20 protein-coding genes are annotated in these 13,164 nt (G+C 35.5%); 1 reads left to right on the plus strand and 19 read right to left on the minus strand.

Annotated elements, in window-relative coordinates:
• Positions 1-124: 124 nt before the first annotated feature.
• The 10 genes from DFQ00_RS04215 to DFQ00_RS28995 form a co-directional block, all read right to left on the minus strand.
• Positions 125-1,108: an AAA family ATPase gene (locus tag DFQ00_RS04215; RefSeq protein WP_110894477.1), complete on the minus strand. Its 984-nt coding sequence runs from the start codon at positions 1,106-1,108 to the stop codon at positions 125-127.
• 94 nt (positions 1,109-1,202) lie between these two features.
• Positions 1,203-1,475 carry a hypothetical protein gene (locus DFQ00_RS04220; protein WP_110894479.1) on the minus strand — a complete coding sequence of 91 codons (273 nt, stop codon included), beginning with the start codon at positions 1,473-1,475 and terminating at the stop codon, positions 1,203-1,205.
• The gene (locus DFQ00_RS04225; protein WP_110894481.1) at positions 1,466-2,410 is read right to left on the minus strand and encodes a ParM/StbA family protein; all 945 of its coding nucleotides are present in this window, start codon (positions 2,408-2,410) and stop codon (positions 1,466-1,468) included. The genes DFQ00_RS04220 and DFQ00_RS04225 overlap by 10 nt, the downstream gene beginning before the upstream one ends.
• Before the next feature lie 195 nt (positions 2,411-2,605).
• Entirely contained in the window at positions 2,606-2,872 is a 267-nt protein-coding gene (locus tag DFQ00_RS28715) for a hypothetical protein (RefSeq protein ID WP_146236100.1), read from the minus strand.
• Positions 2,873-3,506: 634 nt separating this feature from the next.
• Positions 3,507-3,800: a hypothetical protein gene (locus tag DFQ00_RS04235; RefSeq protein ID WP_110894485.1), complete on the minus strand. Its 294-nt coding sequence runs from the start codon at positions 3,798-3,800 to the stop codon at positions 3,507-3,509.
• A complete protein-coding gene (locus DFQ00_RS04240; RefSeq protein WP_110894487.1) occupies positions 3,781-4,041 on the minus strand; it encodes a hypothetical protein in 261 nt (86 codons plus the stop codon). Before DFQ00_RS04240 ends, DFQ00_RS04235 begins: the two co-directional genes overlap by 20 nt.
• A gap of 48 nt (positions 4,042-4,089) precedes the next feature.
• The gene (locus tag DFQ00_RS04245) at positions 4,090-4,716 is read right to left on the minus strand and encodes a sigma-70 family RNA polymerase sigma factor (RefSeq protein WP_208643743.1); all 627 of its coding nucleotides are present in this window, start codon (positions 4,714-4,716) and stop codon (positions 4,090-4,092) included.
• 194 nt (positions 4,717-4,910) lie between these two features.
• Entirely contained in the window at positions 4,911-5,657 is a 747-nt protein-coding gene (locus DFQ00_RS04250; RefSeq protein WP_110894491.1) for a hypothetical protein, read from the minus strand.
• 43 nt (positions 5,658-5,700) lie between these two features.
• Positions 5,701-7,530 (minus strand): ATP-binding protein, encoded by a 1,830-nt coding sequence (locus DFQ00_RS04255; protein ID WP_110894492.1) that lies wholly within the window; start codon positions 7,528-7,530, stop codon positions 5,701-5,703.
• A gap of 417 nt (positions 7,531-7,947) precedes the next feature.
• Positions 7,948-8,121 carry a hypothetical protein gene (locus tag DFQ00_RS28995; protein ID WP_167433593.1) on the minus strand — a complete coding sequence of 58 codons (174 nt, stop codon included), beginning with the start codon at positions 8,119-8,121 and terminating at the stop codon, positions 7,948-7,950.
• Positions 8,122-8,254: 133 nt separating this feature from the next.
• Here DFQ00_RS28995 and DFQ00_RS04260 point away from each other — a divergent pair, with 133 nt between their 5' ends.
• Complete coding sequence (locus DFQ00_RS04260) at positions 8,255-8,452, plus strand: hypothetical protein (RefSeq protein WP_110894494.1); 198 nt, start codon at positions 8,255-8,257, stop codon at positions 8,450-8,452.
• A gap of 273 nt (positions 8,453-8,725) precedes the next feature.
• On the opposite strand, the gene DFQ00_RS04265 is transcribed toward DFQ00_RS04260, so the two are convergent.
• From DFQ00_RS04265 to DFQ00_RS04305, 9 genes are all read right to left on the minus strand, one after another.
• Positions 8,726-8,968, minus strand: a complete 243-nt coding sequence (locus tag DFQ00_RS04265; protein ID WP_110894496.1) for a hypothetical protein — start codon at positions 8,966-8,968, stop codon at positions 8,726-8,728.
• 2 nt (positions 8,969-8,970) lie between these two features.
• Positions 8,971-9,384: a YopX family protein gene (locus DFQ00_RS04270; protein WP_110894498.1), complete on the minus strand. Its 414-nt coding sequence runs from the start codon at positions 9,382-9,384 to the stop codon at positions 8,971-8,973.
• The gene (locus DFQ00_RS04275; protein ID WP_110894500.1) at positions 9,371-9,613 is read right to left on the minus strand and encodes a hypothetical protein; all 243 of its coding nucleotides are present in this window, start codon (positions 9,611-9,613) and stop codon (positions 9,371-9,373) included. Before DFQ00_RS04275 ends, DFQ00_RS04270 begins: the two co-directional genes overlap by 14 nt.
• 233 nt (positions 9,614-9,846) lie before the next feature.
• Entirely contained in the window at positions 9,847-10,413 is a 567-nt protein-coding gene (locus DFQ00_RS04280; RefSeq protein ID WP_110894502.1) for a hypothetical protein, read from the minus strand.
• Positions 10,414-10,486: 73 nt separating this feature from the next.
• On the minus strand, positions 10,487-10,774 hold the full coding sequence (locus DFQ00_RS04285) for a hypothetical protein (RefSeq protein WP_110894504.1): 288 nt from the start codon (positions 10,772-10,774) through the stop codon (positions 10,487-10,489).
• A gap of 176 nt (positions 10,775-10,950) precedes the next feature.
• Positions 10,951-11,238, minus strand: a complete 288-nt coding sequence (locus DFQ00_RS30300) for a CPBP family intramembrane glutamic endopeptidase (protein WP_425271004.1) — start codon at positions 11,236-11,238, stop codon at positions 10,951-10,953.
• Between the two features lie 330 nt (positions 11,239-11,568).
• Entirely contained in the window at positions 11,569-12,078 is a 510-nt protein-coding gene (locus DFQ00_RS04295) for a dihydrofolate reductase (RefSeq protein WP_110894508.1), read from the minus strand.
• Positions 12,075-12,869: a thymidylate synthase gene (gene thyA / locus DFQ00_RS04300; RefSeq protein WP_110894510.1), complete on the minus strand. Its 795-nt coding sequence runs from the start codon at positions 12,867-12,869 to the stop codon at positions 12,075-12,077. The genes DFQ00_RS04295 and thyA overlap by 4 nt, the downstream gene beginning before the upstream one ends.
• Entirely contained in the window at positions 12,870-13,088 is a 219-nt protein-coding gene (locus tag DFQ00_RS04305) for a hypothetical protein (protein ID WP_110894512.1), read from the minus strand.
• Positions 13,089-13,164 lie beyond the last annotated feature (76 nt).

Below are 13,164 nucleotides of genomic sequence, written 5' to 3' on the forward strand. Positions count from 1 at the left end.
TTTATAGAATTTGTTTCATGTATTATATTTGTCTATTTGTGTTACATTATAATCACCTCCTCAAATCCTCCTATAAAGAGTCAATTATCCTTAATCTCATACTCTCTATAGGAGAACATTTCATCTATAAGTTATAGACACCTTCAACCTTCTTTGCTTCAGGTAGCTGAGATTCAATATCTCGTGCAGTAATTTCCATTAAGTTTTGACGTGACATCTTCTCGCGTCTCTTCATTAATCGAACCGCCTGATGTCTGATTGCCTTCTCGATAACATTTCTTACATATCTGGCATTACTAAAATGAATCCTCAGGTCTTTTTCATCTTGTATGATCTGTTTAAGTTTTAAACCTGCTTCATTTGTAAAGCTATAATCTTTCTCTGAAGACATCTTTAAAGCTATCAGCATTAATTCGTCTGTGGAATAATCATCAAAGTTAATCTGGATAGGAAATCTTGAGGGCAATCCGGTATTAATCTGAAGGAAATCGTCCATCTCGATAGGATATCCAGCCAATATGATGATTAGATCGTCACTCTTATCTTCCATAACTTTTACAAGTGTATCTATAGCCTCTTTACCAAAGTCTTTTTCTCCTCCACGAGCAAGACTATACGCTTCATCAATGAAAAGTATCCCACCCATAGCTTTTTTTACAAGGTCACGAGTCTTCAAGGCTGTATGACCAATGTACTCCCCCACTAAATCAGCACGTTCAACCTCAATCAAATGGCCTTTGCTTAGTACACCCATTTTGTTGAGCATTTTGGATATTATTCTTGCTACTGTAGTTTTTCCTGTGCCGGGATTACCTTTGAAGATCATATGGTAAACCTGTTTGCTGTTCTTCAATCCCTCATCGCTTCGGTACTTGTTGATTTGGATTAATGAATAAATCTCATATATCAGATCCTTGACTTTATCAAGCCCAATCATTTCTTCCATCTCATTAAAAATGTCTGCTGCGGATTCATTATTGTGATTACTTGTTAATGATATGTCCTCATTTTGCTCTAACGGCGCTCTGAGCCCACCATCAGCGTTGAATATAATATTGATCCTTGAATCATTAACAGTAATTTTCCTTAAACTTTCGTCCACAGTCATCACCTCGTTAAGACAGTATATGCTCCTGTGTTGGTGCAAAATGCTTATCTGATTTTATTGATTATGATATATGTATAGTAGGCCGAAGCCTACATTAAAATGAACCAAATAGTTCGTCCAGTTTGTCATCGTATACCTCTGAACTTTCCATTTGTTCCTCTTCGCTCTGCATGGAAAGTTCCGTATCCTCCTCAAAAGGGAGAGGCAATTCGTTTATGTTAAGGCTTGAACCAGTACCAAAAAACAATAGTCTCAATGCCCTCCTAACCACATCGCTTTTATCTTCGTGGGGAGGTAATCTTTTCCACGCTTCAATAAGATCCTCATCTTTATTGGGTCTAAGTCTTGCTCTAGCAGCTATTTCCATGATTTCTTTCCAATCTTTCCATATCCTCTAACTTGAGCGAGTTGATCCATCAAAATCTTGTTTGGAAGATCTAAGTATTCAAAAATAAATCGAGCGGCCCCACCAGCGATTAAGTAGATGTCAAAGTTGGTATTCAAACTTTCAATTTCATTTTTGATTTGTCTAGCTAACGATTTAAATGCTTTTTGAATTAGTGGAACTATATTGTGTCCAAGGTAATTACCTGAGATAACATAAGTGTCTAATTCGTATATAGCTGGAGTATGCCCAGTTAGTTTTTGTATGTAAGTTTGTAATAGCGTGTACGCTTTCTCTACCCCCACTAAAACACTTTTGGATTCTTTTAATATACTGGATTTGCTGAATCCTAGTAAATTCAAAGTGTAAAATCCCAGATCGACAGTTAGTATCTTTTGTTTGGCTGCTTTTACTTTAGCGATTTTGCCATCGTCACCTAATAGATAGTCCATTGTAACACCTAATCCTTGAGGAACTATCTTGCATTCTTCAATAACAGGCTGGACAGTAATGTTGTTTCCCTTACCTTTACGAATCTTATATTCACCCTGATCAGCCAATCCCAAAAGTTTTTGTTCAAATGGAGCTTTTTGTTTAAAGTAAAAGTCAATAGGAAGTCCACTTACTAATTTCACTTTTTCTTTTTTAGCTAAATACCCCAGAGTAGTCTTCATGACCACTTCACTTGTCTCAGCCTCGGCTTTATTATTATTGAGAGAGAAGTATTTAACATCACTGTATTCTACGGCAGCATTTCCTACGAACAACTCATCGTTGTAAATGAAGTGGTCTGATTTTATATTTTGTTCAAATAAGTCTTTAGCTTCCCCAGCTATAGTTGGTTGACGAAAGAACTTTCCTCCTCTCTCACCTTTAGTCCATTTAAATCCAAGGTCTAAATTTAATGTGTTATACAAAATGGTACAACCTCCTTTTGAAGTCATGTACACAGATATACCAGATTGAGATAGTCTGTTCCATTTGTGTACATTTGTGGCCTCTATAGATTGATTGTACCATTTATAATTGTTTATGTACAGTATTATCTTTGTATTTTAAATATCTACTTTACACCCCTGTATCACCCATGATCCTGTAAAATTGATGTTTCATCAGGAATTTGCCTTCAAAAAAGGCTGATATCTCAAGGATAATTCAGTTAGCCATTCTTCGTTATCACAATTTTCACTTCGAGTAACCAAAGCAAGATCAATCATTGAGGATATTTGCTCCCCAGTAAGTTCAACATCGTCTATTTCTACATCGCAGTAAAAATTCACTATCTCATGATACTTGTTTGGATTGGCAACAGCATTTAACTTGTTTTCTATGTATAATTCTAAGTTCACTTTAGCTTCAGGATACTCTTTCTTAATCATGTTGACTGCCTCATGGTATGTAAACTTTCTCAGATGATCTCCATCAAACTGAAAATTGATAATGAAACTATTGAAGTGAAGTCTTCTTAGTATGTAGTCATATGATACTGTTTTTTGATCGAAAATGTATTCCATGTTCAACTTCTTCTCTTTAAAAGCTGGATAGAATACTCTCAAATGCTTATCGAACAGCTTAAACAATTCTTTGTCATTTAGTTTTATCATATATATTTACCTTTCTATTAATATGGGTCATTCTCAGACTGATAATATTCTAAGCCATAGTTCATTTGCCATTCAATCAGTTTTGCTATGTATTTATCGTACTTTACTTTCTCAATCAATCCATTTTCAAATCTTACATTTAATATTTTAGTGTAATTTTGTATTGGAATAACGTATCTCTCCTACTTTCTATTTAACTTTTAAAGGCGTATAACAATCAGAACAAACAATCCATGTACAAGTATCTAGACGATTTGAAAACTGATACCATTTAGATGGCACAAACCATTCTTTAGTGGATATGAATCTAGCTATGGCTTCACAGTTACTACAATATAGAGAATCGGTGTTACTATGTATTCTTGCAGAAGGCTTGTATCCATATATGCCTAAATGCTTCTTTACTTTTTCACTCATGCTGACTCACGATTTTTGCGACACAGTATAGATCGCCTTTTCTAAATACATTTGCATATTCCATAGCTTCTGTTTTTGTATCAAATTCATCAATCCTATATCCAGAATCTAACCTATGTTCCCAAAATGAAATTACGATCCACTTATAATCTACATTTTCGTCCTCGTCTGACAATCTAATTGTTTTATCAAATTCACCCTGTCTGTAAGCCTCATTGTAGTAAGCTTGTCTGAGTGATTCCATTTCTTTTGAATAAAATAGCTCTTTAAGTGGTTGATTGTCCATTCTCAATTCCCTCCCCAAAATAATCATTAATTGCTTCCTCAATATAGCTTTTTCCAATATTCAATGAATAGTTAACATTAAAAACGGTTTGATATACTAATGGACATATTTTCTTTTTGATTTTTACATTGTGGCTGTGAATTACTCCTACTCTTTCGATCCACTCTGAATTATTCTTATAAATGATTTTATATGTAACATTATCACGTTCAATGTATTTAATGACTTTATTTCTGCTCAAAACGCTCCTCTTTTCTATGTAAAATATAAGTTTCATTTAAACTATGTATTAAGAAAATGCTGGAGCCAACTTAGTAATACTACGCTTATATGCCTGATGAACTGCCTGACGACTCACCTTTAACTCTTTGCCGATATCTGTTAATGCATCGCCCTCAAAAAAGTACTTAAATGAAACAACTTTTTCTTTTTCGGTTAAACTAGACTCAATTAAATTAGTTAGTTTATGATTAAACTCATCTTCTTCAACCTTGTCAAAATCGAGATGAGATTCATTTGATAAGACCTCCGCAATAGTCTTTTCACTGCTTTGATCTGCTTTCCCAAGAGGTGTATCTAAACTAATCGAATCAAATGAGCCTCGACACTTCATGTGCTTATAGCGTTCAGCTTTCACAAACTCCATCCATACAACTCGACCAGCATACGTAACAAACTTAATGTCCTTTGAGGTATCATATGTATCAAATGCAACAATCAAACCGTATAAACCCAAACTTACCAAGTCATCTAAATCGTCCGTGTACCCAGCTTTTTTCCATTTGTTTGCCAGTTTTACTGCGATACGAATATTATTGTTGATTACCTTATCCTTCAGCTCTTTACTGTCAGTTTCTTTTGCTACCAAAATCATTGCCTCATTATCAAAATTCGGGTCATACTGTTGTAGCATCATATTAAAATTCATTTTCTCTACCTATTGCATATGCAACTCTGGCACATGCCCTTATTATGTATTTGTGTTGACGATAATTTTTGTAAAACGTATAATGTAGTTACAATAGACTAAGGTTTAACCGGGAGCAGTCATTGCCTTAATTGGAGTGGCTGCTCTTTTTGATGAAGAAAGTGCTTCATTAAGACTATGTATTAACTAAATGTTGGTTCAGGCTTCGCTTCGACCTCAACACAGTCTGAATCGGACTCAACATCGATAATCAAAGAAGTATAGTTCTGATTCAATTTCATTAGCAAGAGCTCAAAATCGTTTAAGTGTCTAAGAGACTTCAAATCCTTTACTTCATGACGCTCAATGTCCCACCCTTTATCTTTACTGTCCTTCCAACGATGCAATCTGATGGATTGGTTCATCTCTTCATCTTTCTCACATTCAAAAATCAAGTTTGCATATTCGTAAGACCCCCAGTGTCTTTCTTCGCTGTACTCTACCTCTAATGTAACTTCAGCATATTCATAACTAACGCCATCATCATAATCAACTTCTAATTTATTCGTATCAATATTCTTACCTACAAAGTCCATCCAATGTTTGTACAGATCTGATACATTTAAATGCTTTACTTTTTCGTCTGTAGTCATAAGATTCTTGAAATTACTAAGAAGTTGTTTATTCTCAAGTGCTGAGTTTTGGAGTACATCTACCAGTACCGCATCCAATTTAGTTATGTATTGTGAATAGTCGTAAGTCTCAAGATAGGGAACCATTACCGATTTAACTTTATCCTCAATGATCTTTGTGACATCGCCGTATGAGCGGAATAGATTTTCAAGTGCATTTACTACACCTTTCTCCAGTTGTTGTTCAATCAACTTCTCTACAGTTCCATCCTCAAGCTTTCTAGTAATTGTATCTTTAATGCTATTTTCAAGTGTCATATATTATATCTCCCTTTTATTTGAAGTGTTTTATAAAGAATGATTAGGCCATCGCCAAACCGTCAATCAGACAGTCATACAGATCTTTCGGTCTTTCTACTTCGTCAAAATTCATTAGGTTAACTGCTCGAACAATCTCTTTCAAGTTCCGTAGGAGGAATTTATAGTCGCTTATATCTAGATTCTCTTCGTTACTTTCCCTAAGTTTACTGTCATCGATTACTGTTCTATCTATGTATACCTTGTTGTTAATGTAGTCATGCACAGCCACAAAGTCTTCTTCAATCTTTTCAATCGTGTGATTTAACACCTCAATTTGAGTTTGCTTTAGTACCATTACGTCGCCTATAGAGAATACATTTCTGCTGAACCCGATCATTCGACTAATCATGTCCAGTAACATTAGGGCTCGGCTCTCTTTTTTACTTAGCTCAGTATTTGAGATAGATGCTTTAATCAACGTGTTCTCAGTTAGTTCTGAGATATGTACAATGTTTTGATCCTTGCCCAATGTCTCTAATATTCCGCTTTCTATTTTGTTCCTCGATACAATCACTTTTAATTTGTAATGCTCTGCAATTTTAAATTTCTTCTCATGTTCGACAATTTGATCAAACGATAACCAAAATACTGGCTCAGAGCTAAAGTCGATCTGTTGTCCTTTTCTTTCTTCGATTTTATCCTCATCAATTTCGGGTTCACTTCGTCCACCAGATGATCCTTCACTTCCATACCAAGTAGAAATACCTTCTGCTTCTGGGGCTTTGTTATTAACCTCTTGAGTGAATTCAATCTCTTTATGATTTGATTCAGATTGTTTGGCTGCTTCTGATTTAATAAAAACCTCATATTGATTGACGCTTCTGATTTCTGGATTCTTTCTTTTAGCTAAGGCGATGCTATTAAGATATTTCGAATCATCCTTATTCTCAGTATCAAACACTAGGAATGACATCTCATTTTTCAATTTTCCCTTGTCTGCATTCCATGAGATAGCATCAATATGCTTCTCAATGTGTCTCTGCTCACCATGTAGAAAACCGTTATTGGCAAGCTCTTTGGTATACCCCGATACTTCCTTTAAGAATGCAGAGTATTTATCATCTCTAATGATGTCTTTGCGATCTGGAGAGGTTAGATTTAAGGTTTTGTCGTTGATATGTAAATCGCCTTTAACATAATAATAACTATCAAGTTTAGTTACCAACCTACCTTTATAAAACACTTTTAGGTCTTGACTGAATCCTGAGTTCAATGCAATCCAACCTTGAATATTGTCTGATTCAATCACACTAGAAAACACGCTGCCATCTGTGTCTGTCAAATTCTTTTTTGGTTGAAGTTTATCGTCACAATAGATATCTAATTCATGTATGTATTTTCCTAGCAATTCGATTCTTTCACGAATCAATGATGCTGATACTTCCGTAAAGTCAAAATTGTTCAGTATCAATTTGAAACCTTCATATGTATTGTCTGTCTCAGTTACTTCTATGTCTGTTTTGTTATTCTGAATCATCACACCAACATTAAAGATAATATGTTTATTCCCCGTAATCACTTCGATGTTGTCGCTCACAGTAATGTTACTGAAGAATCCCATCCCAAACGGCGACTCTGATCTTTGAATGTCTTCATCCCACTCTGACTCAGCTATTGAAAATAGAGCTTGTGAATTCGTTAGTGTCTGACCATTGTTTTCAATTGTGACTTTATTGTTGTAGTAATCTACTGTTACTCTAACTTCGGTTGCTTTGGCTCGTTGGGCGTTCTGAATATCTTCATCAAGGAACGACAGTTTATCTTTGAAAGTGCTCTGTCTTAACAGTTTCAATTGGTTAATCACGTTAACTTTTACTTGGACATTATTCAATTTGCCACTCTCTCCTTTATAAGTTGTTCAAATTAAGATCTGTAGTGCTTCAATAGTTCCTCAACTCTGTTGTGTGAATGTCTGGCTGCTTCATTTCTTGCTAATTTCCAAGTGTCTTCATCTATATTTTTGTCTCTAAGGTCTTCAACTATTTTATTCATAAGACGTTTAGCATTTTGATTTATGCTTCCATATTCAACGGCGTTTAATGGTATCGCACTCTGAGTCTTCTCATTGAACCCAGTGCAGATTCTTCTATCATAGACTTCAGTCTGATAGTAGTATTCAAGCCATTTGATAAATGCATATTCGTATCTCTCTTGATCTGCTGATTTTATGGCTAAAAAATCACTATAATGGTCGATAAATCTTCGCCTCTTTTCTCTTTGAAACAGGTTTTGTCAAGCATTAAGCACTCTAAATGTGAAAATAGTCGCTTCCTTTATGGAAATTTATCGTCATTCCAACCAAGCCAAACATTTTTACGGATTCGCCATTATTAAATGGAGCACCTTTGTAATATTCGTCTTTTCTAAAATAAGTGCCACTATCAATCTTCCAATCTTTTATGCATAGATACTTTTGTTTCATAGAGTAGCTCCTCCTTTTTTCTGTCTATATGAAACAGGTAATTTATCAAAACGCTTTCCTTAGCACATCATAGTGACTTTTGTCAAACTTGGTGTTATACTTTACATACAAAATGATAAGGAGTGGTTGTTATATGCCAGCACCGAAACAATTTGTTAACGGCAAATGGGTACATGGTGGAGCAGCTCAACAGCACATTATAAAGAAAAACGGTGGCTGGGATCAGCATCACGAAGAGCTTATCGAAACAGCCATTAAAGATTTCGCTAAAGAGCAAGTTAGTCAGATGAACGAGAAAGCTAAGAAACCTAGATTAAAACGAGCCAAATAGTTTCTCTCCCCCCTAGTTGTATTGAGGGGGATTTTCTATATAAAACTAGACTTTGATTAACTCTTCTTAAGGATTTCCGTCCATCTAATCTACTTTCCGTATTTTAGAAGTAACATAAGACACCAGACTACAGGCCATAATAAAGTAACTCCAAGTACATTTTTCCATGTAAATCCTTTTAAATTGCGATCTTTCCAGATAGCATACAGTAAAGTGAACGTTCCTATGTAAAGATATAATGGGATAATCCAGCCAAATAGTAATGTTAGCAGACTACTCCACCTTCTTTGCTTTGATTGTAATCTCGAATTCATAATCAGTTTCGTCTTCATCAGCAATACCTTCTAACAGGTCATTGGGGTAGACCATAAATCTTCCTTTGGTGAATCTGGCTTTTTCATGGCTCTTTGGTTTCCTTCCTGTGATAATAGCGTAGTCTTCTTTGCTCACATCCCAAACAAATGATTCATAATCTCCACTTGGCTTACCTTTAAACGTAAATGTTTTTTCTTTCATCTTTAGACCTCCAATAATTCAGGATTATCATGTATGTTTCCTATCTTATGTGGCATCCATTCAATGTCATAACCAGTCCAACCACCATTACCCGCATTAGCTAAATACATACTTAATGGCACTGCCTTATATTTTGATTGGTTTATGTCATAGCATATGACTTTTGCTTCGCGTTCCTTGATTGCCCAATTGGGAGAGAGGATGTCTCCCTCAAATAAATCTTCATTACTCACAACATCCGCCCTCCCAATACTTTTGCCTACTGTTAAAGGATCAACCTTGTACCAATATTCAGTACAGAAATATTGTTCATCCCATTCAACAATGTCTCCAACAATCGCATCGTCACCGATTAAGTACCCGCAGATCCATTCCCCTGTTTCAATGTGTTTACCACGATGTTTATTGTTTGTCATCAATACATCCTCCTTCAATTAGCTCAAAGCATTCTTCCAATTCAATTTCTCCGTTAAAATTTATCTTTCCTACGTAAACATCTCTTCCTTTTGAGTCTGTCGCAAAATACTCTTCTGCTTCTTCGTAAAGTTCTGCCTGTAATTCTTCATCTTCTTGAACTTCACAAGTAATATTCCCGCGATTAAATTCTTGAAACGACTCTATGCATCTAACCATAATCTGATTCATTTTATTTACCTCCAGATAAATTAGATATTCACTGACTCCCCAAACTAATTACTGCTTCCCATTCGCCCTTACGTTCAGAGTCAGTCATTCCACAGTTATTCATTGAAGCATAGTGTGATCCTATCCATCTCACATTTAACATGTCTGAAGAATAACGTTTGCCAGTGTTTGATATGACGGTGAATCCATGTACGCTGTACTGAGCTGCTTGTAGTAGATTCATATTTTCACCTCTAGTAATTTCCTGTTGCAATGGCATAGGCCACACTTCTTTTTAATACTTGAACATCCTTGATTATGTTTTCTTCATGAAGGATCTCGTTTTGTAATTCTTTAATTCTTTTTCCGCACATCTCTTTTACATTCTCAGAGCGCGTAATGAGTTGCTTGTATTTAAGTGCAGCAATCTCAGCTTCATTTTTAGCTTTGGAATATTTAATCTTCTTGCGTTTTGCCAGTTCTGTTCTATGTATTTTTCTGAATTCTTTTTTGTATAACTCTTCAACCCTGTCTCGAAACGTAATCTTCTTATGTTCTTTTTCAATATCTCTTTCGATTGGATACACCGTAGTAATTTTCACAGGATCTAATCCAATATGGATAGCAACTGTATGATTAAAGACATACATGTGAGAATCAACTCCAAATTGATCTGGTACAATTCCAATGTATTCAGAACTTTTCAATAGCGATCTGACATAATCCGTAGCCATCTTTTTGTTTTTGCTGTATTCAGGGAATCTTTCTTGCATTCTTTCGAAGCCATGAGTAGACAGTTCAATAGTTTTAGGGTATTCCATTTGGATCATCTCCTTAAGTGTCGTTTATATATTGTTATATGCAGTGTATTTCTTGATGAAAGACGGCTTTTATCTAAACCACTACTTTACCTTCCAACCGATCATAAGCAGCCTTTACTCGTTCAGAAACTTCTATGTATGTATTCTTATCTTGATACAAATCAATAACTTCACCATTCTCAACAATAAATCGATTGTAATAATATTGAATGTGCTTAGTACTTCCCTCAACTTTTACGACTTGTCCCAATGTTACACACTTCTTAATCTTATACTTTACTTCCTCAAAAGAATCGCAACTCAGATAGCTCTTCATGCACAGTTGGCTGTACTTTTCAATTACACTTGATTTAATTTTCATATGTATTTTCGTTCCTCCTATTTTTCATACCGTTCATCAATATATGTATAACAAAACTCTCGTTCTTGATCATATTTGCCTAACTCATAGCACATCTTCCTATGCGAGTCTCGAACTTTCTCAAATGATTTACTCCAAAACAAATAGTTGATTAACTTGCTTATCATATGTATCCATCACCCTTTCAGCGACATAATTAGTATAGTTGTGAAATTGAATAATGCATGGCTAAAGATTGGAATCAATAAGTTGTTACTCTTCTGGTAATACCAGCACCAGATGAATCCTACAAATACGTAGCCGATAAATCCACTTAGATTAAAATGTGGTATCGCGAACACTATTGAGCTTAACAGCGCAGAAAGCCTGAAACTAAATTTGCTGCTAAGTTTCTTGAATATTATTCCTCGACATATGTACTCTTCGATGATGGGACTTATTGTTACACTATAGATGTAAAGCACGGGAATATTGACGGGCAAACTTATTACCGTTGCTGTCCCAAAGTATTGACTTGTCAAGGAGTTGATAATATTGAATCCTATAAAAGCAAAACAAGTTGAGTAGAATATATTTTCTATATTATTTATGTGTTTAAAATTTTCCAATTCAAGCTTTATCCGATCTTTATTCTTAATTATAAACCATAACAAAATTGCTGGTGGTAGAACAATTAGAGCCAGTTTTAAAATTATCAATCACCTTCTCAACCATCTGATCCCTCCTAAAAGAAAAAGTACAGGTTCTTTATGACCTGTACTTAGTTTATCATCTATTATGTTATTTGTCTAGTATTATCTTTGTGTTTTAATTTTCTTTATTAGATGTTTTGTTTTAATCTTATACACTGTTTTATCACCTGTTACTTCTACGGTTTCTTCGGTGCATATATCCCAGTCATTCTCATCGTAAGAAGGAAAATATGAATCGCCTTTGAATGTATGCTGAATCAAGTTGATGTACATCTCATCTACTAATGGAATAAATTGTTCATATAATGATGATCCTCCTATAATAAAGGATTCTATATCCGACTTATCTATGTATTGTAGAACATCTTCAATGTTATTTACTACAATGCAGCCCTCTGATTTAAAATTGAGGTCAGAAGTAAGAACTATATTTGTCCGATTAGGCAGCACATTCCCTATTGATTCGTAAGTGTTTCTACCCATTACAATATTTTTAAACATAGTCTTTTCCTTAAAGTACTTCAGATCCCAAGGTATATACCATGGAAGTTTTCCATTATTGCCAATCAGCCTATTCTCGTCCATTGCTACAATGATTGATAATTTGCTCATACTGCAATTGGAGCTTTAATGCCCGGATGATGCTGATAGTTCTCAAACTCGAAATCTTCAAACTTGTAATCAAAAATAGAATCCGGCTTGCGTTTGATTACCAGCTTAGGTAAAGCATAAGGTTCACGCTCCAGTTGAGTTTTAACCTGATCTACGTGGTTGGAGTAGATGTGAACATCCCCTCCAGACCATATGAAATCACCCACCTCAAGATCACATTGCTGGGCAATCATATGAGTCAAGAGTGCATAACTCGCGATGTTAAACGGCAACCCGAGGAACGTATCCACGGAACGCATCGTAAGCATACATGATAATTTACCCTCTGCAACGTAAAACTGAAACGCAAAATGACAAGGTGGAAGCTTCATATTGTTGATCTCAGCCACATTCCATGCACTGACAAGGTGACGACGAGAATCTGGATTATTTTTAATCGAGTCAACTACTGCTGCAATTTGATCAACTTTGTCTCCGTTTGGAGTCTCCCATGTTCTCCACTGTGACCCATAAACTGGCCCCAAATCACCATTTTCGTCCGCCCAGTCCTCCCAGATATTCACACCGTTTTCTTTCAGATAAGATATATTGGTATCGCCACTCAAAAACCACAACAGTTCATGAATAACCGACTTGAGATGAATTCGTTTGGTTGTTACCAGCGGAAATCCTTCGGAGAGATCATAGCGGAGTTGTCTGCCAAATACAGATTGTGTTCCTGTTCCGGTACGGTCTCCCTTATGCACACCGTTGTTCAGAATATCCTGTAATAAATCCAGATAGTTTTTCATTTAAGATGCGCACCCTTCACAGGCAATGTAGTTATCTCCTACCTTTTTACTGATGGCAATAACTTTGCCCAGCTTGATATCCGACTCATCTGTAAACTCCAGATCTGCAATACGTGCAACGATAAGTTCAGCAGCTTCCTCCTTACTTGTTGCCTCTTGGCTGAACTCGGATTTTTCGCCTGTTGATACAACCTCATATAAATACGTATATCTCATCATTGTATATTCTCCTTTTATTTTCTTATGTTGTCTTTTGCTGTTTCTCTTTATGTTCAAATGAAAAGGCAGTGGATTA

Source organism: Paenibacillus barcinonensis (assembly GCF_003217495.1).
In the GTDB taxonomy this organism is placed as follows: domain Bacteria; phylum Bacillota; class Bacilli; order Paenibacillales; family Paenibacillaceae; genus Paenibacillus; species Paenibacillus barcinonensis.

Excerpts from the sequence above, each read along its gene's own strand:
- DFQ00_RS04275 (WP_110894500.1), bottom strand. The coding sequence starts at position 9,613 with ATGAATCAGATTATGGTTAGATGCATAGAGTCGTTTCAAGAATTTAAT.
- DFQ00_RS04260 (WP_110894494.1), top strand. The coding sequence starts at position 8,255 with ATGCCAGCACCGAAACAATTTGTTAACGGCAAATGGGTACATGGTGGA.
- DFQ00_RS04245 (WP_208643743.1), bottom strand. The coding sequence starts at position 4,716 with ATGATGCTACAACAGTATGACCCGAATTTTGATAATGAGGCAATGATT.
- DFQ00_RS04295 (WP_110894508.1), bottom strand. The coding sequence starts at position 12,078 with ATGAGCAAATTATCAATCATTGTAGCAATGGACGAGAATAGGCTGATT.
- DFQ00_RS04285 (WP_110894504.1), bottom strand. The coding sequence starts at position 10,774 with ATGAAAATTAAATCAAGTGTAATTGAAAAGTACAGCCAACTGTGCATG.
- DFQ00_RS04270 (WP_110894498.1), bottom strand. The coding sequence starts at position 9,384 with ATGACAAACAATAAACATCGTGGTAAACACATTGAAACAGGGGAATGG.
- DFQ00_RS28995 (WP_167433593.1), bottom strand. The coding sequence starts at position 8,121 with ATGAAACAAAAGTATCTATGCATAAAAGATTGGAAGATTGATAGTGGC.
- DFQ00_RS04305 (WP_110894512.1), bottom strand. The coding sequence starts at position 13,088 with ATGATGAGATATACGTATTTATATGAGGTTGTATCAACAGGCGAAAAA.
- DFQ00_RS04250 (WP_110894491.1), bottom strand. The coding sequence starts at position 5,657 with ATGACACTTGAAAATAGCATTAAAGATACAATTACTAGAAAGCTTGAG.
- DFQ00_RS04215 (WP_110894477.1), bottom strand. The coding sequence starts at position 1,108 with ATGACTGTGGACGAAAGTTTAAGGAAAATTACTGTTAATGATTCAAGG.
- DFQ00_RS28715 (WP_146236100.1), bottom strand. The coding sequence starts at position 2,872 with ATGATTAAGAAAGAGTATCCTGAAGCTAAAGTGAACTTAGAATTATAC.
- thyA (WP_110894510.1), bottom strand. The coding sequence starts at position 12,869 with ATGAAAAACTATCTGGATTTATTACAGGATATTCTGAACAACGGTGTG.
- DFQ00_RS04220 (WP_110894479.1), bottom strand. The coding sequence starts at position 1,475 with ATGGAAATAGCTGCTAGAGCAAGACTTAGACCCAATAAAGATGAGGAT.
- DFQ00_RS04235 (WP_110894485.1), bottom strand. The coding sequence starts at position 3,800 with ATGGACAATCAACCACTTAAAGAGCTATTTTATTCAAAAGAAATGGAA.
- DFQ00_RS04280 (WP_110894502.1), bottom strand. The coding sequence starts at position 10,413 with ATGGAATACCCTAAAACTATTGAACTGTCTACTCATGGCTTCGAAAGA.
- DFQ00_RS04265 (WP_110894496.1), bottom strand. The coding sequence starts at position 8,968 with ATGAAAGAAAAAACATTTACGTTTAAAGGTAAGCCAAGTGGAGATTAT.